This window comes from Pseudomonas sp. 3A(2025), from assembly GCF_054589175.1.
Map to the genome: position 1 here is coordinate 59631 of NZ_BAAILM010000022.1, position 19553 is coordinate 79183.

At 64.1% G+C, this 19553-nt stretch carries 13 protein-coding genes; all 13 read left to right on the forward strand.

Features of this window, described 5'->3' with window-relative positions; translation table 11 throughout:
• Nucleotides 1-68 precede the first annotated feature (68 nt).
• The 13 genes from ACYP2A_RS08505 (at nt 69) to ACYP2A_RS08565 (ending at nt 19551) form a co-directional block, all read left to right on the forward strand.
• On the forward strand, nt 69-992 hold the full coding sequence (locus ACYP2A_RS08505; RefSeq protein ID WP_459744378.1) for a LysR substrate-binding domain-containing protein: 924 nt from the start codon (nt 69-71) through the stop codon (nt 990-992).
• 270 nt (nt 993-1262) lie between these two features.
• Entirely contained in the window at nt 1263-2918 is a 1656-nt protein-coding gene (locus tag ACYP2A_RS08510; RefSeq protein ID WP_459744380.1) for a M64 family metallopeptidase, read from the forward strand.
• 36 nt (nt 2919-2954) lie between these two features.
• A complete protein-coding gene (locus ACYP2A_RS08515; protein WP_459744382.1) occupies nt 2955-3329 on the forward strand; it encodes a hypothetical protein in 375 nt (124 codons plus the stop codon).
• Nucleotides 3330-3342: 13 nt separating this feature from the next.
• Nucleotides 3343-3948 carry a hypothetical protein gene (locus ACYP2A_RS08520; RefSeq protein ID WP_459744383.1) on the forward strand — a complete coding sequence of 202 codons (606 nt, stop codon included), beginning with the start codon at nt 3343-3345 and terminating at the stop codon, nt 3946-3948.
• A 1-nt stretch (nt 3949) separates the two neighbouring features.
• Nucleotides 3950-4471, forward strand: a complete 522-nt coding sequence (locus tag ACYP2A_RS08525; RefSeq protein ID WP_459744385.1) for a 3-hydroxyacyl-ACP dehydratase FabZ family protein — start codon at nt 3950-3952, stop codon at nt 4469-4471.
• Nucleotides 4464-5756: a beta-ketoacyl-[acyl-carrier-protein] synthase family protein gene (locus ACYP2A_RS08530; protein WP_459744386.1), complete on the forward strand. Its 1293-nt coding sequence runs from the start codon at nt 4464-4466 to the stop codon at nt 5754-5756. Before ACYP2A_RS08525 ends, ACYP2A_RS08530 begins: the two co-directional genes overlap by 8 nt.
• The gene (locus ACYP2A_RS08535; RefSeq protein WP_459744388.1) at nt 5753-6493 is read left to right on the forward strand and encodes an SDR family NAD(P)-dependent oxidoreductase; all 741 of its coding nucleotides are present in this window, start codon (nt 5753-5755) and stop codon (nt 6491-6493) included. The genes ACYP2A_RS08530 and ACYP2A_RS08535 overlap by 4 nt, the downstream gene beginning before the upstream one ends.
• Nucleotides 6494-6508: 15 nt before the next feature.
• The gene (locus tag ACYP2A_RS08540; protein ID WP_459744390.1) at nt 6509-6772 is read left to right on the forward strand and encodes an acyl carrier protein; all 264 of its coding nucleotides are present in this window, start codon (nt 6509-6511) and stop codon (nt 6770-6772) included.
• 1 nt (nt 6773) lies between these two features.
• On the forward strand, nt 6774-8936 hold the full coding sequence (locus ACYP2A_RS08545) for a ComEC/Rec2 family competence protein (RefSeq protein WP_459744391.1): 2163 nt from the start codon (nt 6774-6776) through the stop codon (nt 8934-8936).
• A gap of 31 nt (nt 8937-8967) precedes the next feature.
• Complete coding sequence (locus tag ACYP2A_RS08550) at nt 8968-13521, forward strand: DUF6603 domain-containing protein (protein ID WP_459744392.1); 4554 nt, start codon at nt 8968-8970, stop codon at nt 13519-13521.
• Entirely contained in the window at nt 13518-15005 is a 1488-nt protein-coding gene (locus tag ACYP2A_RS08555) for a hypothetical protein (RefSeq protein WP_459744393.1), read from the forward strand. The genes ACYP2A_RS08550 and ACYP2A_RS08555 overlap by 4 nt, the downstream gene beginning before the upstream one ends.
• Entirely contained in the window at nt 15002-15856 is an 855-nt protein-coding gene (locus ACYP2A_RS08560; RefSeq protein WP_459744395.1) for a hypothetical protein, read from the forward strand. Before ACYP2A_RS08555 ends, ACYP2A_RS08560 begins: the two co-directional genes overlap by 4 nt.
• Nucleotides 15853-19551 (forward strand): hypothetical protein, encoded by a 3699-nt coding sequence (locus tag ACYP2A_RS08565; RefSeq protein WP_459744396.1) that lies wholly within the window; start codon nt 15853-15855, stop codon nt 19549-19551. The genes ACYP2A_RS08560 and ACYP2A_RS08565 overlap by 4 nt, the downstream gene beginning before the upstream one ends.
• The last annotated feature ends 2 nt before the right edge of the window (nt 19552-19553 follow it).

Genomic DNA, 19553 nt, shown 5'->3' on the forward strand with positions numbered 1-19553 from the left:
GACAAATATTCCATGACAAATACATAAGATAAAATAATATGTATTTATTTATCACCCAAGAAAAAGCAATGAAGTTCACCCTGCGACAATTGCGCTATGCACTGGCGGCAGCCAAGCACGGCAACCTCACCCTGGCCGCCGAGGAACTGCACGTTTCCCAACCGTCAATTTCAACGGCGATCACCGAACTTGAAGGTCTTTACGGGCAACCCCTGTTTGTTCGCCAACGTGGGCTGGGCGTCTCGTTGACCCCGTTTGGGCGAACCGTCATGGGCCAGGCAAAGCGCGTACTGGCTGAAGCACGAAAGTGCGCGGATATCGGCAGCGAAGGCGGTGACTTTGCCGGTGAGCTGGTGGTGGGGTGCTATAGCGATATCGCCCCCTATTGCCTGCCGCAAATCCTCAAACGCCTGCGGCAAGTCTCGCCACGGGTCAACGTGGACATGCGTGAAGGCGGGTTCGAATACCTGGGAAAACGACTTGGCGAAGGCGCGCTGGAACTGGCATTGACGTATGACCTCGGCTTGCCAGCCAACATGCAGTGTGTCGAGCTCTGCCAACTCACCGCCCATGCGTTGCTGGCAGCGGATCACCCATTGGCCAGAGAATCGCATGTCGATATGAGCGCACTCAGTGCCTGTAATCTGGTCGTCACAGATCAAATCCACAGTCGGCAGCACGTTCTCGACCTGTTCAACGCTTTTGGCCTCGTACCCGCCAGTGTGCAGCCCACGCACAGCTTCGAATTTCAGCGCAGTCTGGTTGCCAATGGTTTTGGTGTAGCCCTGACCTACACGCGACCGTTTGGCGACCACAGTTACGATGGACAACCTTTGGTGTGCAGGCCTGTCAAACAGTCACTGCCTGCTCAACGAATCGTCCTGGCACATGACCAGCGCTGCCCGTTGACACCGCCTGCTGAAGCATTCAAGGCCCAGGCTGTGGCCTGGTTTTCGCAGCGTCAGCCGTTCAGCCCCTTTGAGCGAACATGAAGTCCGGGCTGGCCGATGTCAGTCATGCGATGAAAAACTGACTTATCTCAATAAACCGGTGTCAGGCCGCTTTTCCGCCAATCAACTGCACGCCGCGCCAGACCGGCGCAGCAGACAAAAAAGCTGACGCATAGTTCAAAAACCCTGCATTTATTTTCCTACCACCCTATTGACAGTGCCAAAACGACACCATCAATATGCCACCTCTCAAGTAAGACCCGTTCGCGTTTTCAAGTAAGTATTCTGACCTTAAGGATGAGGATCATTTGAATGGATGCTGCTACTTCGTGCGTGAAAATTGTCGACAACGGTACTGACACCCAACGTTTCCTGATTGCGGTCACCGGTGATGGTTTTACTTCCAGTCAACTGGACGCCTTCCATCAAGCCACGGCCACACTGATTGCAGGTCTGGGCAACATCATTCCCCTCTCGTGGCGCCTGCTTGACGCGATCAACGTCTATCAGGTCGATACCGTTTCCACTCAATCAGGGCTATCCGCCAACAGTGCGCTGGGCACTGCGTCCTGTGGTCCTGGCGGCGATATTGCGGCAGATGCCGGCAAGGTCGCGCAGGCCCTCGGTGCGGCCGCTATCACCTGGCACCTGGCGGTTGTCATCGCCAATACCAGCACCGCCGGCGGTAGTTTCGGCGGCGGCCAGTGCACGGTGACGCTGGACAGCGGCAATGTCACCATCCTGGCACGGGCCATTGCACAACTGGTGGCCGGGCTGGGGGTGGAATACGCCACTCTGTCGCAGGACTGGCCCGACATCGAACCCTCCAGCCCCAACCTTACCAAGGGCTGGACCAAAGAGCCGCTTAAGTGGAAGCAGTACCTGACGCCCGGCTTCACCACGCTGCCCTCAGATCCGTCAGCCAGTGGCTGGCAGTCGTGGATGGTCGGGGCCTTCGAAGGTGGCGGCAATTACGCCAACGGGATCTACCGCCCCAGCCAGAACTGCCTGATGCGTGACCCGGCCGCGCCTTTCTGTCTGGTGTGCCATGGCGAACTGCTCAAGGCCTTCGCGCCCTATCACCAGACCACTAACCTGTCCTGGCTGGCCAGCCAGAACTATCAGGGCCAGTGGTCATCGGTGCAGGCAGTCGCAGCACCGGTGCAACCCGCCCCGGTGCAGGCCATTGCCACCACCAGCCTGGCCAGCCGTTTGTATGTGTTGACCTTGGCCAATGGAGTGATCGGCTATAACAGCGCCACCGTGACAGGCAGTTGGCAGAGCCAGCACCCCCAGCCGCTGGACAACGGTGCCTTGGGTGTGATCACGGATATCGCCGCCACGCTCTACGGCGCGGTGGTCGTCGCCATTGCACTCTCGGTCAACCAGGTCTGGCTGGCCAGTCAACCGGCCGGAGCGGCCTGGGGAGCGTTCAGCGCCATCACCTCGAACGGCCTGCCTGCGGGCTGCACGCGGGTGGCATGTGCGGTCATCAGCGGCCAACTGTTCGTCTTCGCCGCAGGCGCCAGGGGCGTCTGGCTCAGCGTGCGCAACGGCGCACAGGTCTGGGACGCCAACTGGACCGAGGTCACCACGCAACTGGGCCTGAGCGCAGGCTCGGCCATTGATTGCATCACCGCTGGTGCCGCCGCCCAAGGTCAGTTTATCCACCTGTTCGCGGCGCAGGGCAGCACCCTCAAGCATGTCCGGGTCAATAGCGCGCGGTTCTGGATGAACCTGGAGAGCGTACCCAGTACCGGTCTGGTGCCTGCCCGGGACCTCAACTGCGCAGTGCGCGACGAAGCCTTTGTGTTTCTCGCCGCCGCCACCGCCAGCGGCCCGGTCGGCGCGACCCGCAACGCCGTTGCCTGGCCCGCCAGCGCCAGCGCCCTTTCTGCCCTGCCGTCCACGGTCAGCCGTGTTTCAGCAGGCATTCTGTCCGGCACACTTCTGGCCGCGGCATCCTGACCCACCCACACAGCAAGGCCATCATGGAGAACGCTTATGAGTAGTGGCGGCGGCAGTAGCCCAACCCCTAACCGTACCTGCACCGGTACCATCACCACCAACCAGAAACTGTGGCTGGTCAGCAACCAGTACAGCATCAACGGTGCCAACTGGCAGAGCACACCCATCACCCAGGTGCAGCCAGGCACCGACCCGGTCACCCTGTTCATAGCCAACGGCCAGACCCCCAACGGCCAGGTCACCTACCAGACCCAGGACGGCACTCAATTCGTGCTGGTCTTCTCCATGAACGGCTCCAACACCGCCAACATCCTCGGCAACGGCGGTGCAGCGCCAGCGTACAACTACTCCAAGACCTTCCCCACCACCGGGGACACCATCACGGTCTCCTACACCCTTTCCAACGCCTGAAGAGGACCGCGTCATGACCTATACAATGTCCGTGGAGCGGGTGATACAGCTCAGCCGTTGCGACGATTTTCCCGAAGACAAGATTCGCCAGATGTTCGCCGCGCACCACGCCACCGAGCTGCCGTTGCCGGTATTGGCCACCCTGCCGATTCCCTTGTCGGTGAAGGTCTTTCTGGCCTTGCAGGACGAGTTCTTCAGCGCAGAGGAATTCCGCGAGCTGGCCATCGACTTCGCCAGGCGCGCCGCCAGCCATAGCACAGAGGTGTCCGGCAACCACTTCGTCGCCAGCGCCCTGTCGGCGTATGACCACCAGTTTGTGCAAAACCGCAGCAATGCCCTGCAAGGTCCGCAGGCGGCAGCCGCGGCGATGCAGGTCAGCGGCTACCGTGCAGCGGTCAAAGCGATGATCCATCCCGATGCCAATGGCGGCGCCACGCCGGGCCAGCAAGTGGTCGCGGCCTTTGAATCGGTGTGGTTCGCAGGGTATGACACTCAGGGCATTGCCTGCCGCAATAGCGCGTCCTGCGCCGTGGCTGCGGTGCAAAAGCCCCAGGCCGACGCCGAGCTGGAATGGGTGCTGAACGCCGCTGTGGCCAAGACTCAGGCAAGGTTTTCCTGAGATGGCGGGGCTCGCTGCCGGTCTGGATGTCGCGGCGGCACTGGCACAGCTGCGGCGGGGCCCGCTGCTTCAACAGAAAACTGGGCACACCCGCGCTGATTTTCCGGCGCTGGAACACATGCTGCCCCACCGTCCTCCATTTCTGTTGCTGGACCGGGTCCTGAGTTGGGACCCACAGGTTCCGGCATTGCTCGCGCAGCGCCGTGTCGATCCCGACGACCCGGTGCTGGCCGGCCATTTTCCCGGCAACCCGATCTACCCAGGCGCCCTTCAGGGCGAAGCCATCGCCCAGGCCGGACAATGCCTGTTGCACATGGCGTCGGGCTGCCCTGCGACGCCGCTCAGCGTGCTCGCCACGCGGGTGTTCGGCGCACAGTTTTTCGGCCAGGTACGTCCTGGCGAAACCATGGATATCGAGGTACAGATGCTCGACGACAACGGCATGCTGGCGATTTTCGCTGGGCGCATCAGCGTCGCCGGCACGGTGCGTACGGTGCTGGTCATGGAGGGTTGCCGTGTCTGAGCTGCCCCGTATCGTTGTCACCGGCCAGTCGGTACTGACCACCTTGGGTGAAGACCCCGGCACACTGCTGGACAACCTGCTCGCCGGACGCTCGGGCATCACCCGCTGGAGCGGTTTCGAGCCAGCGATTGCCACCAGAGTCGGTGGCAGCATGCAAGGCTTCGACCCGCGCCCACGACTGGCCGTGCTGGCGGCCAGCCTGCCTGACGATGCTCGCCTGCGCCTGCGTCGTGTCAGTAACCGGCTGCCCTGGTCCACCGCCCTGTCGGTGCTGATGGCCGGTCGCGCCTGGCAGGACGCCGGGCTATTCGAGCCCCTGTCGGGGGCGGACGAAGAAACCGCTATCGTGGTCGGCGGACACAATATCGGACAACACTACTGCTTCAACAACTTCCGCCAGCTCCAGATCGACCCTGACCATATCGACGTGCAGTACGGCCTTGCTGGCCTGGACACCGACCACGTCGCCGTGGCCTCGGAGGTCCTGAGCATCCGCGGCCCTGGTTACACCGTCGGCGGTGCATGCGCCAGCGGTGCCCTGGCCTTGCGGGCAGCCTTCAACGAAATCCGCTTCAACGGTGCCGAGCGCGTCGTGGTGCTGGCACCGGTGCTGGACTATTCGCCACTGGAGCTGCATGCACTGGCCCTGATGCAAGCCGTAAGCCATCGCTCGTTCAACGACCGTCCGGAACAGGCAAGTCGCCCGTTTGATCGACGCCGCGAGGGTTTCGTACCCTCCCATGGTGGTGCTTGCCTGGTGCTTGAACGTGCCGACATTGCCCTGGCCCGCGGTGCCGAGCCGCTTTGCGAAGTGCTGGCGGTGGCGGCCCGTTCGGATGCCAGTCGCCAGCCCGGCCCGCAGGAAGATGGACAGGTGCGCACCATCGAGGCCGCCTTGCGCGAAGCCCGGCTGACCGCCCAGGACATTGATTTCATCAGTGCACACGCTACTTCGACGCCTCTGGGCGATATCACAGAGGCCCGCTCGATCCGCCGTGTCTTCGGCAAGCATCTGCAACGGCTCAAGGTCAATGCGCCCAAATCCATGCTCGGACACACCTGCTGGTCAGCGCCGCTGGTGGAACTGGTGGCCGGCATCGGACAACTGCGAGCCGGGCAATTGCACCCCACCATCAACCTCGACGACCCCGACCCGGAGCTGGACTTCGACGTCTGCGCCAGCGGCCCGGTGACTCATCCGGTGCGCTACCTGTTAAAGAACTCGTTCGGCTTTGGCGGTAACAACTGCGTAGCGATCCTGGGTCGCTGGGAGCCCCGGCCATGAACTTTCTCATCACCGGTGGCACCCGCGGCATTGGTCGCTGCATTGCCGAACAGGCGCTGGCCGCCGGGCACAACATCGCTTTTACCTGGAATCATGACGCCGAAGCGGCAGCCGACCTGGAACGCCACGCCGCCGAACGGCATGCCGGCCAGCGCTGCCTTGGCCTGCGCCTGGACCTGGCCGACGGTGCTGCCATCGACCGGGCCTGCGACCAGGCCGACAGCGCACTGGACGGCATCGACGTGCTGGTGGGTAACGCCGCAATCAACCGTCCCAGCCTGGCCATTTCGTTACCGGACGCTGACTGGCGCGCGGTGATGGACGTCAATCTGGATGGCAACTTTCGCCTGTGCCGAGCCTTGTTGCCGGGCTTCGTCGCCCGCCGGCGCGGGCGCATCGTGCTGCTGTCGTCGGTGGCAGCCCAGGGCATGACCGGACAGATCGCCTACAACGTGTCAAAGGCCGGGCTGATTGCCATGGCCGCCACCCTGGCCCGCGAATATGGCCGTCGGGGTATTACCGCCAATGCTTTGGTCCTGGGCCTGATAGATACCGACATGAGCCGGAAAACCGCCCCGGCGAAAACCTTCGAACACTGGCTCGGGCAATGCCCGACCGGCCGCCTGGGCACGCCGCAAGACGTTGCCCAGGCCGTGCTGTACCTGGTTTCTGACGGGGCAAGCTTCGTCAACGGCCAGGCCATCAATCTCACTGGCGGCCTCGACTGGGTGCCATGACAAGGAGCGCAGGCTATGCACGATATTCAGGAAAAGGTTCGCGAAGTGGTACTGCGACACACCGAGGCGGCCCTGGCATTTCTCGACCTGGGCCCGATCGACACCCGCCTGCGCTTCGACCATCTCGGCGCCAGCAGCCTGGACATCATCACGATCGTGTCCGATGCGATGCGCGAGCTACAGGTAAAGGTACCGGTGGAGCAACTGAATCAGTTATCCAGCATCGATGCCCTGATCGAGAGCCTGAGCGGCGCGGTCGGCGTCAAGGCGTGGGTGTAACATGGCCTGGTCGCTGGAGATTCACCATATCGATGTGCGAAAGTCCGGTGACGCGACCCTGATCGTCGCACGCAACCCGACCAACCCCGTGGGCCAGCAACTGAGGTCGGTGCTCATCGACGGCGGGCACCAGGACGTCGCCGGGCATGTGCTCACCTACATCACCACCACCGCTGGCCTGGCCAGCGTGGATGCCCTGGTCGCCACCCACTACGACCGGGATCATCTGGGCGGCCTGGTGACCCTGCTGGAGCGCAATGTCACCACTTTCGACAATGCGCGTATCTATGATCGTGGCTGGCCGGGCGGCGGCCCCGATAACCTGTACCTGCGCTACCTGCAAGCCATCAACCTGGAACCCACCCGCACGCGCATCACACGCGCAGTGAGGGCCTCCGACACGCTGCCGAACATCCCCTATAGCCTGATCAGCAACACCAACAGCCCGGCCGTTCCTGCAGGTGGCAGCGGGTTTCAGGTACAGCAGGCGATCAATCTGGCACCCGGCTGGCTGATTGACAGCCCGCAGGCCGAGATTCTCCAGCTGACCGGCACCAATGCGCCGACCCTGACCTGCATCGCCTGCAACCAGTGGGTCCGCCGTCCTGGCGGGCAAGCCTCGCAACTGGCCGCCGCTGGCGTCAGTGAGCCGGAAAATGCCTGCAGCCTGGCCTTCCTGCTGACCTTTGGCAATTTCAAGTACTACATTGGCGGCGACATCGAAGACCCGCAAGAAGCGCTGATCGCCCAGTTCGCCAACCCCACTGACACGGCCGCCGGCCGGGTGCTGGTGGTCAAGGCCAGCCACCACGGTGCCGACACTGCCAGCTCGCCCGGTTTCATCCAGCGCATGCGCCCTCTGGCGGTGATGGTGTCCAACAGCAACGACAACCAGCACCGCCATCCTGCCGCCGCCACCGTCAATGTGCTCAACGGTTATCCCCGCAACGGCGGTGCAGCACCACCACCCCCGCCACCGGCACCGCCAGGCAAACCGCGCCGGACCTGGTTCACCGGCTACGACACCGAAGAAAACATGAGCAACCATTTCGTCGCCCTCGGCGAAGTGGCCGGCGACCCGATCGGCAATGCCCATCGCGGCCATGTGCGGGTAGACGTGAGCGAAGCCCAGGCAATCAATAACCCGACCTGGCCAGGCCAGGTCTACCGGGGTGTGCTGGCGGTGACCCAGATCGCCGCGCATGCCTTCAACGGCAGCCAGATCGTCGCCGCCTCGCAGGCCGCCGCAGAAGCAGCGCTAAAGGGCAACATCGTCGATACGGTCAGGGCACTGGTAGACACCCAGGCCAGCCGCGACATCGCCACAGCGATCTGGACCCTGCGCTGCAAGCGGGGCCTGGGCGTGACCGGCGACTACATAGCCAATATGGGCGCCATGCCGGCCGGCCTCGAGGGCTGGCTGGATGAGATCGACGTCCAGGAAAAAGCTCTGGCACGGGCCACCCAGGCGTCAGACATGTACAACTGCGCTCACGCCGCCGCGCAGATTGCGGCCACGGCCGCTGCAGCCATGCCCGGGGTGCTGGCGGCCCTCAACGACCTTCCAGGCAGCATCGATAATCTGGCCACGGCCTACACCGCTGTCGCCGCGCAGGCCAACGTGCCGTCCTATGTCACGGCGGCACAGTCGGCGACCGATCATGCCAATCAGGCCCGCGACATTCTTGCCAATGCCGCCGCACAGATTGCCACCCAGTCCGCCAACACCAATGCGGCCGTGCAGCAGATTCTGGGCGCCGCCAACCTGCAACAGGCGGGCACCCTGGCCGCCCAGGCCATCAGCCTTGCCGAACAGACCTGCCTGGCAACCGGCACCGCCATCGATGATCTGGGCCTGGCCTACACAGTGCCAGCACGCGCGGCCTCGCAACCGGGCCCGCAGCTGGTGGCCAGTGTCATCACCCGGGTCTGCGGCAACAGCGCCCTGTCGGTGGCAGCCGGCGCCGCCGCAGGCGCAGCGTGCGGCAACGGCGATGCAGACGCCTGCGCACAGGCGCTGCGCGGCGCGCTGGAAGCGATGAATCTCGATGCGCAGGCTGCCGTACAGAGCCTGCAAGAAGCCCTGAACGGCGGCGAATGGCTGTTCACGGTCAGTTACTACAAGGCCGCAGTGAACATGGACGTACAGGACGGCCTTCTCTGAGGCGGACCGATCTTTTCCGGAGGCAACCCGCATGACCGCCATGAATGCCGTTCCCCAGGACCTGGACCAGTTGCAGGCCTTGCTCAAGCAGAAAATCGACGCCGCCGGCACCTTGTCGCTGGGCAGCGACACCACAGGCATCAGTACGCTGGACAACCTGTTCGGCAGTTGCAAGGTCAGTCTGGCCAACGCCAGCATCGCAATGCCGGGCAGCGAATGGCCGCGCAGTTTCAACGTCACCGGCTCCCCCAGTGGTAGCTGGGTACTCAATGGGCTTGGCGGTAACGCCGTCATCAGTCAACTGACCCTGAGCTTTACCCAGGCAGCGCAAGGCCAGGCTATCAGTACCAGCCTGGCCAGTACGGCAAGCGTGGCCTTCGGGCAGACAGAGACCGTATTTAGCGGCAGCCTGAATGACGATGCCGCGCTGGTACTCGCTCTGAGCCAGCCCGACAGCCGCCTGCCCCTTCTGGCGGTGGGCAACTTCGCCTTCAGCAACAGCTTCGGCAAATGGCTGCCGACAAGCCTGCCTCTGTTCACCGACATGCCATTCAGCCAGATCCAGGTGCTGGCTGACTATTCCAGCGATGCCGACACCCAGTGCGCGGTCACCACCGCAGTTAACGGCGACTGGTCGCTGGTGGAGGGCGGACCGAGCCTGACCGGCGTCTGGGTCACCCTGGCCAGCGAGACCAAAACCGAGCTGGACCAAGTCCTCACCACCCTGAGTGGCACCGTGGGCGGCAATCTGCTGATCGGCGGCGAGCCCTGGACGGTCAGCGTCAGCCTGAGCGGTGGCAGCCAAGTGAGTATTCTGGTGAGTGCCAACGACAACCGCCAGCCGGCCCTCGCCGCGATTGCCGGGCTGATCACCGGCGATGCCGCCGCCGCAGCGGTCAACGACGCCGTGGCAAAACTGCCGCTGGCCAACCTGGTCCTGGACAGCGTGACAATCGGTTTCGACTGGCAGCAACGCAAGCTGCTCAACGCCAGTGTCTCTGCCACCTTGCCCTTTACCTTCAATCAGGCTCCAGCCGACCTGCTGTTGTCGATCGGTGTCCCGCCCTTGCAACTGGCGGGCAGCCTGTCAGCACAAACCCCGGTCAAGATCCGCGATGTGCTGATCGAGTACCTGGGCGAAGCTGGCGGTTTTCCCGACACCACGGTCACCAGACTGGCCTTCAACACGGTGCCGGGCGAAGGCAGTTTCAGCTTTGCCTTCAGCATGGACGATGTGTTCAGCGCAGGTCCCTTGGTGCTGAACAACCTTGATCTGGAAATCGACAAGGCCAGTACCGGCGCCACCGGCAAGATGAGTGCAGAACTGACCCTGGCCGGTGTCAATATCGCCGTGCAGGCGGGCTACGACAAGGGCTGGCAAGTCTCTGGCCGCACGGCCTGGGGCCAGACCATTGCCATCGGCCAACTGATCAGCGATGTGACCACGAAGTTCGGCGTCACCTGCCCCGCTGCCCTGAGTGAGTTCACCCTGCAAAATCTGGCGGTGAGCCTGGACACCGGTGCATCGGCATTTACCTTCGCCTGCGAGGGCAGCTTTCCCATCGCCGGCACCACCCTGGACTTCAGCATCGACCTTGCGCTGTCGAAACCGGCCAGCGCCTGGCAGGGTGAGTTCAAGGGCTCTCTGGTCATCGGCACGGCCACGTTCAGCATCACCTTCAAGCAGGACAACAAGGCCAGGTTCCTGCGCGCAGAGCTGGTGCCGACACCCGGCAAGAAGCTGGCGCTGCTGGACCTGGCACAGACCCTTGGCCTCGATCTGTCGGGTGTGCCGGCCGAACTGCTGCCGGAACTCACCGAGGCATCGTTCACCTACGATTTCGACAAATCGCAACTGATTCTGACCGCCAGCACCGACAACGTGGCGGTCAGCCTGATCAGCCTTGTCGACGACCAGGCTGCGCGGCTTTACGCGGCCGTCGTGCATATCGCGGTCGAAGCGGATATTTCGCAACTGCCGGTGGTGGGGCACGAGATCGCCTCGATCCAGCAGATCGGTCTGGACGGCATGAACCTGGTGATCGCCTCGGGCCTGTTCACCCCCGAGCAGATCACCGCCGTCAACGCGCTGATTCCCCAAGGCCTGCCTCAGGTCCCGGCGCTCAGTGTCGAAGGCCGTGTGGTGCTGTCGGCGAACCTGCTGCTTGGCGGCAAGACGGCCAAACCGCTGCAAGTGGCCTTCGCCAAACCGGACCAGCCCAAACAGGCCCTGCTGGCAGAGACCGCCACCAATGCACCGGTGCCGGCTGGTACGGCCAAGGCCCAGGGCAAGTGGATCAATGTGCAGAAAAGCTTCGGTCCGATAAGCCTCAGTCGCGTCGGCGTGGCCTACCGCGAACAGCGCGTATGGCTGATGATCGACGGCGGCTTCTCCATGGGCGGCATCGAGATCGACCTGATGGGCGCGGCTATTGCCTTCCGCCCGGTCTGGCCGCCGATTCCCGACGGCGCCGCGCTCGACGGCCTGTTCGTTGGCTTCAGCAACGATGCGGTGACCATTGCTGGCGGCCTGCTGAAAGTGGTGACCGAAGACGGCAACGGTAACGAACTGGTGGAGTACGAAGGCCAGTTGATCCTCAAGGTGCCGCAGTTCCAGCTCTCGGCGCTGGGCTCCTATGCCTCGCTCGACGGCTCACCTTCTTTATTCGCTTATGCCGTACTGGCAGCACCGATCGGCGGCCCGCCGTTCCTTCAGGTGGACGCCGTGGCGGCGGGTTTCGGTTTCAACCGCGATCTCATCATTCCCGGGCTGGACAAGCTCGACCAGATGCCGCTGATCGCCGCCGTCAACGGCGGCTCGCCCTTTGCCAACAAGGATGCGTCCCAGGCACTGAGGGTGATGCACGACTACGTGCCACCTTCCTATGGCGAGTATTTCCTCGCGGTAGGCGTGAGGGTCGCCTCGTTCCAGATGATCAAAGGTTTCTTGCTCGCCACTGGCAAGCTGGGCAACGAGCTCGAAATAGCCCTGCTCGGCCTGGCCACGGTATCGGTACCGCCGCAGGCCCCATCCCCCATCGGCTACGCTGAACTGGTGCTCAAGGCCGACTACAACTTCAACCGCGGCACCCTGTTCCTCGGGGCGCAACTGACCGCGAACTCGTTCATCCTGTCCAAGGACTGCCACCTGACCGGCGGCTTCGCCGTGGCGGCCTGGACCAAGGACAACCCGGACGATCCGTACGGCTACAAGGCCGGCGACTTTGTGGTGTCTCTGGGCGGCTACCATCCGGCATTCAACGCACCGGCCTGGTATCCGGACGTACCGCGGCTGGGCTTCAACTGGAATGTCACCAGCGAACTGACGGTCAAGGGCGGCCTCTACTTTGCCCTGGTGCCCTCAGCGGTGATGGCCGGCGGCAGCCTTGAAGCGGTCTGGCAAAGCGGCGATCTGCGCGCCTGGTTCAAGGCCTGGGTGGATTTCCTGCTGGGCTGGAAGCCGTTTCATTACGATGCCGATATCGGCGTCAGCATCGGCGCTTCCTACAAAGTCGATATCGGCATCACCTCATTCACGGTCAGCGTGCACGTCGGCGTGCAAATCCACCTTTGGGGCCCGGAATTCGCCGGTACCGCCACCGCCGACCTATACGTCATCAGCATCACTATCAGCTTCGGCGCCAGCAATCAGGAAGAGGTCAAACCGATTCAGTGGAGCGACTTCAAAAGTTCGTTTCTGCCCGGCGGTGGCGACGCGGCGCCGAAGAACCCACCCCATGACCTGCTGCTGGCGGCCCTGCCTGGCAGCCTGGGTAACAGCACCCCCATCCAGCGCACCGACTCTGTGTGCCTGGTGCGGGTGGCCAGCGGCATGCTCAAGGACCTGACCGCCGACGACAACCACGCAGTGGACTGGATCCTCGATCCGGAACGTTTCCAGCTCACCACCTGGTCTGCACTGCCGAGCAAGGCGGCCGCCTACACAGGCTCCGGTGCCGAACAGGACATCGCAGCCAGCAACACCGACTTCGGCGTGGGCCCGGTGGGTGTCGACAACAGCTTCTTCGTCTCCAGCCACAGCGTGGTCATCAGCAAACTGGGGAGCCCGATGGGGGCCGACGACATCCGTGTCGATGTCAGCCCGGTGCTGGAAAACCTGCCATCGGCGACCTGGTCCACCGCAGCGGCGCTGGACCCGGGCCTTGCGGACCTGAACGATGCCGCCAAACGCAGCATCCCCAATGCCATGACCGGCCTGAGCATCGTCGCGAAAAAAGACAACCCCGACGTGACGCCGCTGCCGATCAATCTGGACATCCTGCGCCAACAGGAAGAGATACCGCCACGCCCGGTGCTCTGGCCTGTCCCGACGGTGCCCGACGCCACCGGCCATGACGAGAGCAACACCATGCCCGTGTTCATACAGGCGCTGACCGACCCCACGGTGAGCGGCACCCGCTCGGCAATCCTCGCGCAATTGAACGCTGCCGGCCTGGGCGTCACTGCCCAGGTCAATGTCAGCCTCCTGGCTGCCAACGCCGCCGACACCCTGCTCAGCGCCCCGCTGCTGTCGGTACTCGGCGCCCAACCCCAATCGTCCAGCTCCGGAGCCGCCCGCCCATGACCAGCGCCACTTCAACGCCCCTGAGCGATGGCACCATACAGTTCGTCGACCACTGGTTACCGCCCCTGATGGCGGGCAGCTACAGCATTACCATCACCCAGCACCTGCAGAACACCGACCCCAAAGCCGGGCCGGGCGAGGCGTTCGACGAAGCCTATGTCAACACCCGCAAGTTCGCAGTACGCGGCGAGCGCTTCAGCCTGGCCCCCAGTGAAGTGGTGTGCTTCCCACCCAACGACAATCAGGGCGAGTATCAGAATGTGCTGCCCCACGTGATCCTGTCACGCCGCACGCTGCCCTGGGAACGGTCACCGCAATTGCAGGCCGACGATGCCTCGTGGCTGGCCCTGCTGCTGTTCGAGGACGATGAAGCGCCAACCCTGCAATCGGTGCTGGTGGGGGACCTGCAACGCCAGCCATTCGCCCGCAGCGACGACGACGCCAAGACAAACACCCTGTCGCCCAGCAGTCTGCCGGCGACCACCGCCAGCTATCCCGACGGCTACGCCCTGCTCGCAGGCACGCCGACCTTCACCCTTGCCGTGGGTGAAAACTGGTGGGACAGCAGCCAGGTGATCGACGTGCCAGCAGCCCTGTTCGCCGCCATTGCGCCCACCCTTGACGAACTGGACTGGCTGGCTCACGCCCGCAGCGTGTCGCTGGCCAGCAAACAGGAGCAGGATGACGCCGAGCAGGACGGCTCGTTTTCGGTGGTGGTGGGCAATCGCCTGCCGGCGCCGAACAGTAAGTGCGTGGTGCATCTGGTCTCGCTGGAGGGACTGGCAGGCTACCTGCCCACCGGCGATGGCGAAAGCGCCTCGCCGCTGACCCTGGCCGCCGGCGGCACTGCGCAAACGCTGCGACTGGTGTCGCTGGCCAACTGGACATTCACCTCGTTCGACCCACAGGAAACCTTCAGCGGCTACCTGCAGGGGCTGGACTGCGCCCCGCTCAAACGCCCGGCTCCCCTTGCGGCGCAAGGCAGCGCGGGGCAAACCGTGACCGACGCCTTCGCCATGGGCTACACCGCCCTTGACCACCAGACCCGCCTGGGCGACACCACCGTGTCGTGGTATCGCGGGCCGCTGCTGCCTTTTACCTCTTCAGCAGTCATCGTGCCGCCACCGGCCACGGCGCCACTGGTGGTGGCTGATCAGGCGGTGCGGTTCGACCCGGCCAACGGCCTGATGGATGTGACCTACGCCGCCGCCTGGCAAATCGGTCGTAGCATGGCCCTGCAGAACAGCCTCTACGCCAGCACGCTCTACGCCTGGAAACGCAGCGAAGCCCGCACGCTGGCCCAGCGCGGCGAAAGCCAGAGCCTGAGCCTGCGCCTGCAGGGCGCGGTGTCCCACAACGCCAGGCTGCACAGCCTCGGCGCAGCACCAGCAAGCCCGCACGGCTTGCGCAGCCTGGCCATCGGCCTGATCGCCGACTCGTTGGCCACCCAATGTGACCGCTCTTCCTCGGAGACCGACCAATGACCCGGCTCGCCCAGCGCAACAGCCAGTTTCTGACCTTGCAAGCGATGGTGGCCCAACCGGCGCTGCTGACGGCACGGGACACCGACAGCAATCCGGTGCCGGGGGCTATCAGCCAATGGCTGGGTAACCTCGCCGTACTCAAGGGGGTGCCGTTCAATTACCTGGTGCCGGACGAGGCGATGCTACCGCCCGAGTCGATCCGCTTTTTCGTGCTGGACCCCAACTGGATCAATGCCTTGTTCGAAGGGGCCAGCAGCCTGGGCCGTTCCTGCACCCTCGACGCCGCCATCGATGCGCAGCTGGTGGCCCGGATTTATGCTGCGGTGGCACCGGCGACCACCGTCAGTGGCTTCGTCCTGCGCTCAAACGTGGTCACCGGCTGGCCGGGGCTGGAAGTGCGGGCCTTCGATGCCAGCAACCAGCGCCTGACCGGCGTACTGCGCCAGCAGGTACTGTCGCCGACCGTGCTGTTGTTCATGACCACCGGCCAGATTGACCATGTCGATATCAGTGAACCGGCCGAGGCCATGCATTTTGGCGTCGATATCCAGAATGATACTAAAGCCCTGCGCTACGTCACCGTTCCGGCCAGCGCCCAGGCTGACACCCAGCCCGGCGCGCTGATTGACAGCGCCAGCGTGACGGTGACCTACCGTGCGGCGGGCGGCGGGAAACGGGTGCTGAAAATAGCCGACCTGGCCAGCGCATTGCAGGCCGGCCTGGTGGCCAACAGTGCCAATCTGGTGCCGGGCAGTACCCAACAGCGCCCGTTCACCGCGGCGGAGTTCGCCCTCGAACTGGTCGAGGGCGTTCAGACCGTGCGCTTTCAGAACAAGGAGGTTTCAGCATGAGCGATACCGGACTGATCGTTCCCATCGATGTCACCGCACTGGTGATCGGCCAGCCGGATGCCCCGGCGGTGAATGCCTTCGCGGCCGTGGCCAGCGATTTCGCGCTGATGCCCACCCGCCAATCCAGAGGCCCGTACCTGGCGCAGGATCTGCTGCCCAACCCCTTCGACTCGGTGAATGACCAGGACAAGATGCAGCCGGGCATTCACCTGCACTGGGCACTGCCCGACAGCATCAACCGTGGCGCCACCGATGGCGGCAAGGTGGCGTTTCTGCAGGCACCCAATCTCTGGCTGGTCACCCGCATCGCCGGCGGCAATGCCAACGGCGCCACCGTCCAGACGGCCTGGGTGATCGAAAGCGACCAGTTGCTGGACAGCCAGGACCCAAGCCTGCCGCAGAACGCCTATTCCCGGGCCGTGCCCGTGACGCCGGACCTGACCGGACAGGCACAGCCCTACCAGTACCAGGGCCGGGTTTACCGTCAGGCCGACTGGGCCGGGCGCACCGGTGCGCAGTACGCCAGCAGCACGACCACGGTCGGCTATGGCACCCCCTCGTATGCTGCTGCCTATCCTCATTGCACCAACGTCTTCTCGTTCTGGGACCCTCTGGATGACGACGACGCCAAAGGCTTTACCAGCGAGACGCCGTTGTCCTATAGCGTCACGGGCTGGTACTCCGATGACAAGACCGACCCGCTGGGCAGCCTGGTCTATCCCGCCGAAGCCACCACTGTGGAGGCCCGTCAGGCGTATATCGCCAAGACCCTTGACTGGACCGTGAGCAATACCCCGGACGTCCCCACCCGCACCGTTTGCAACGGCCAGCTCAGCGGCCTGACCTGGGACCCACAGAAGTCCTGGCTGACCCCGCCCGATGCCGATGGTATCGACGTGGTGATCGCCGACAATACCGCCGAAGCGGTCTCGGCGCTGATTCAGGCGCGCAACCCCGACGTACAGGACCTGGAAACCCTGCTCAACGTGTTTCAGCAAGGCATGCTTCAGGAACTGGGCAAGATCGGCGGCGCGGCGGCGGCCGATGAGGCGGTGCATCAGTCCGGGTTCGGTGCCTTTTCCGGCGGTACCGTCTGGGTCGTCCGGCAAATCGCCAGTGACCCCGCGACCCCGTCCAGCACCAACGGCCAGTTGCCCGCCAACGCGGCGCAACAACTGGAGCAACTCAACCGCCTGCAACGTAGCCTCGACGGCCAGACCGCTGACTTCGACACCCTGCGCCAGCAGCTTTTCGTTGATTGGGCCAAGTACATCCTGTTGCAATACAACGAGGCCAACCCGACCAGCCTCAACGCCGACAGCGCACGGGCGTACCTGAAAAATTACAGCCTGGCGCAGATCAACGGCCTGGGTGCTGCACAAACCGGCAGCCTGGCAAAGCTCCAGGCCCAGATCGACAGCACCACTGCCAGCTTGACCGCCAGTCTCGGCGCGGGCTGGGAGATCAAGGCCTCTTCTGCTGCGCGTTACTGGCAACCGAACGACCCGGTGATCCTGCTGGCCGGCCGCCCCACGACCCAAGCCTCGCCCCGTCATGGCGGCGATGGTCGCTTTCATCCCCAAGGGTTGCTCGATTGCAGGGTCGGCAGTCAGTTGGTCAGCAGCCTGACCCTGCACGGCACCCGCCTGGCCCCGGATATCCGTCTTGCTGCCGCCCCCAGCGGCGCCAGCTATCCGCCGGAACTGAGTGCCCTGCTGGCCGAAGCCTTGACCCTCGACCCCTTGCGGGCCCCGGATCTGGCGCAGCAGTTCGTGGCCGCCAATAGCCGCCAATTGCTCGGCGCAACGCCCAGCGAAGCCGATCTGCTCCAGCAGATCCGCGAGGCCCAGTTGGCCGCTCGCGCTCGGCCGCAGGCGCGAGCTACGGGCTTGCTGGGTGCAGAAAACGCCCCGGTGGTGCTGAACGGCACCGCGCCCTCTCCCGTAGGGCTTGGCACCTGGGAGCAACCCTGGCTGCCGACCTTCCTCAATTGGGAAGTGCTGTTCTCGCCCTATCACCGGGTCGGACAGGGCGGCAACGGTGAAGCCTATGCAGCCGATGCAGTGACCGGTTCTTTCACCCTGGACCAGGACGGCCTGGACTTCGATGCCAACGGTAACCTGACCCCGGACCCGACGTTCCAGACCTATTCCGGCACTCTGACACTGGCCGGGCGCACCGAACTGAACCTGCAAGCGCAAATCGGCCAGTACCTGAAAAACTACCCGGACGATCCCAACACCAAGGTGCTGCAAGGCATCGTCGGCCAACTCGACCTGCAGGCCATGGCCCAAAGCCTGAACGGCTTCAATCAGGGCCTGCTGATGCGCAGCCAGACCCTGCAATTACCCGTCATGGATGCCCTGAGCCCTTCGACCATCATCCGTAACTTCACCAACAATCAGGTGGCGCCTGCGATCGACGGCGCCAATGTCGCCTCTCCTGCACCCAACAACGGCTTCAACCCGCTGCGCACCGGTGAACTGCGCATCAACCGACTGCGTCTGGTGGGTGCTTACGGCCAGGCCGTGAACCTGCCGGCGTCGACGCCGATCATCGCCCAGCGCCTGAAACGCCGCCTGGCAGACGGCAGCATTGCCAACGATGGGCAAATCGTTCTGCCTCCACGCCTGACCCAGCCGGCGCGTCTGCAATTTCGCTGGCTCAGCGCCCAGGACGGGCAGGCCGAGTGTTCCGACCAGGGCCCGGCCCCCATCTGTGGCTGGGTGCTGTTCAACCATCTTGACGACAGCCTCAATGTCTACAATGCCGACGGCACTGCGGTCGGTGCACTGAACACCCTTGGCCCACGCTGGCAAGGCGCACCGGGCAGTGATAACTGGACCCGGCCGTTCGACCAGGTGATGGCCGCGATCAACCCCTATCTGGCCAACTTCGTCCGCGCCCTTTACAACCAGCCGCAAGGCGTGTCCTTCCTCACCGCCCTGCTCGCGACCCTGGATCAGGCCAGTGGCGCCAGCGGGCCCTCGGCCCCCACCGCCGACCCAAGCCTCAGCGTGCTGATCGGCCGGCCATTGGCAGTGGTGCGCGCAGCCCTGCGCCTGGAATTGCAGGGCCAGCCCGCCGCCGACGGCAGTTGGCAGGCCTTCGCCGAGACCGTGGCCAACCCCACTCAACCCCGCCCCAGCGCCGGTATCGGCAACGTGCGTTTTCCGGTGCGCCTGGGCGACCTGGGCCTGTATGACGATGGCCTGGTGGGCTATTTCGTCGAAGACGGCAGCGCAGATCAATGGACCACGTTCTACTCGCCAGCGGCCACGGGCGGGCATGGCGTGGTTGCAGTAGACATCAACAAGACCGCCCTGACCCCGGTACCGGCCTCGAACACCGGCGATGGCCTGGCATTGACCTTGCTGATCGACCCTCACGGCTCGGTGAATGCCACCGCAGGCGTGGTGCCGGTCAAGACCATTTCCATTCCCCGGGCCCAGTGGCAACCGGCACTGGACGCCATCGCGGTGACCTTCCTGACCACGCCCATGGTGGGTGCGGGCGAGGTGATGCCGGTTCCTGTGCCCGAGGAAAACGGCTTCTCCTGGCAGTGGCTGACGCGTAACCCTGGCGCTAGCGGCTGGACGGCGGCGCCCCCCGGTAAAGCCGTGAACACCGCCACGCTGGTTTCACCCCAACGGATCGAAGAAGGCTGGCTGCGGCTGGTGCGCAACACGAACTAAAA

Coding starts and splice junctions, on each gene's coding strand:
- ACYP2A_RS08505 (WP_459744378.1), top strand. CDS start 69: ATGAAGTTCACCCTGCGACAATTGCGCTATGCACTGGCGGCAGCCAAG.
- ACYP2A_RS08510 (WP_459744380.1), top strand. CDS start 1,263: ATGGATGCTGCTACTTCGTGCGTGAAAATTGTCGACAACGGTACTGAC.
- ACYP2A_RS08515 (WP_459744382.1), top strand. CDS start 2,955: ATGAGTAGTGGCGGCGGCAGTAGCCCAACCCCTAACCGTACCTGCACC.
- ACYP2A_RS08520 (WP_459744383.1), top strand. CDS start 3,343: ATGACCTATACAATGTCCGTGGAGCGGGTGATACAGCTCAGCCGTTGC.
- ACYP2A_RS08525 (WP_459744385.1), top strand. CDS start 3,950: ATGGCGGGGCTCGCTGCCGGTCTGGATGTCGCGGCGGCACTGGCACAG.
- ACYP2A_RS08535 (WP_459744388.1), top strand. CDS start 5,753: ATGAACTTTCTCATCACCGGTGGCACCCGCGGCATTGGTCGCTGCATT.
- ACYP2A_RS08540 (WP_459744390.1), top strand. CDS start 6,509: ATGCACGATATTCAGGAAAAGGTTCGCGAAGTGGTACTGCGACACACC.
- ACYP2A_RS08545 (WP_459744391.1), top strand. CDS start 6,774: ATGGCCTGGTCGCTGGAGATTCACCATATCGATGTGCGAAAGTCCGGT.
- ACYP2A_RS08550 (WP_459744392.1), top strand. CDS start 8,968: ATGACCGCCATGAATGCCGTTCCCCAGGACCTGGACCAGTTGCAGGCC.
- ACYP2A_RS08555 (WP_459744393.1), top strand. CDS start 13,518: ATGACCAGCGCCACTTCAACGCCCCTGAGCGATGGCACCATACAGTTC.
- ACYP2A_RS08560 (WP_459744395.1), top strand. CDS start 15,002: ATGACCCGGCTCGCCCAGCGCAACAGCCAGTTTCTGACCTTGCAAGCG.
- ACYP2A_RS08565 (WP_459744396.1), top strand. CDS start 15,853: ATGAGCGATACCGGACTGATCGTTCCCATCGATGTCACCGCACTGGTG.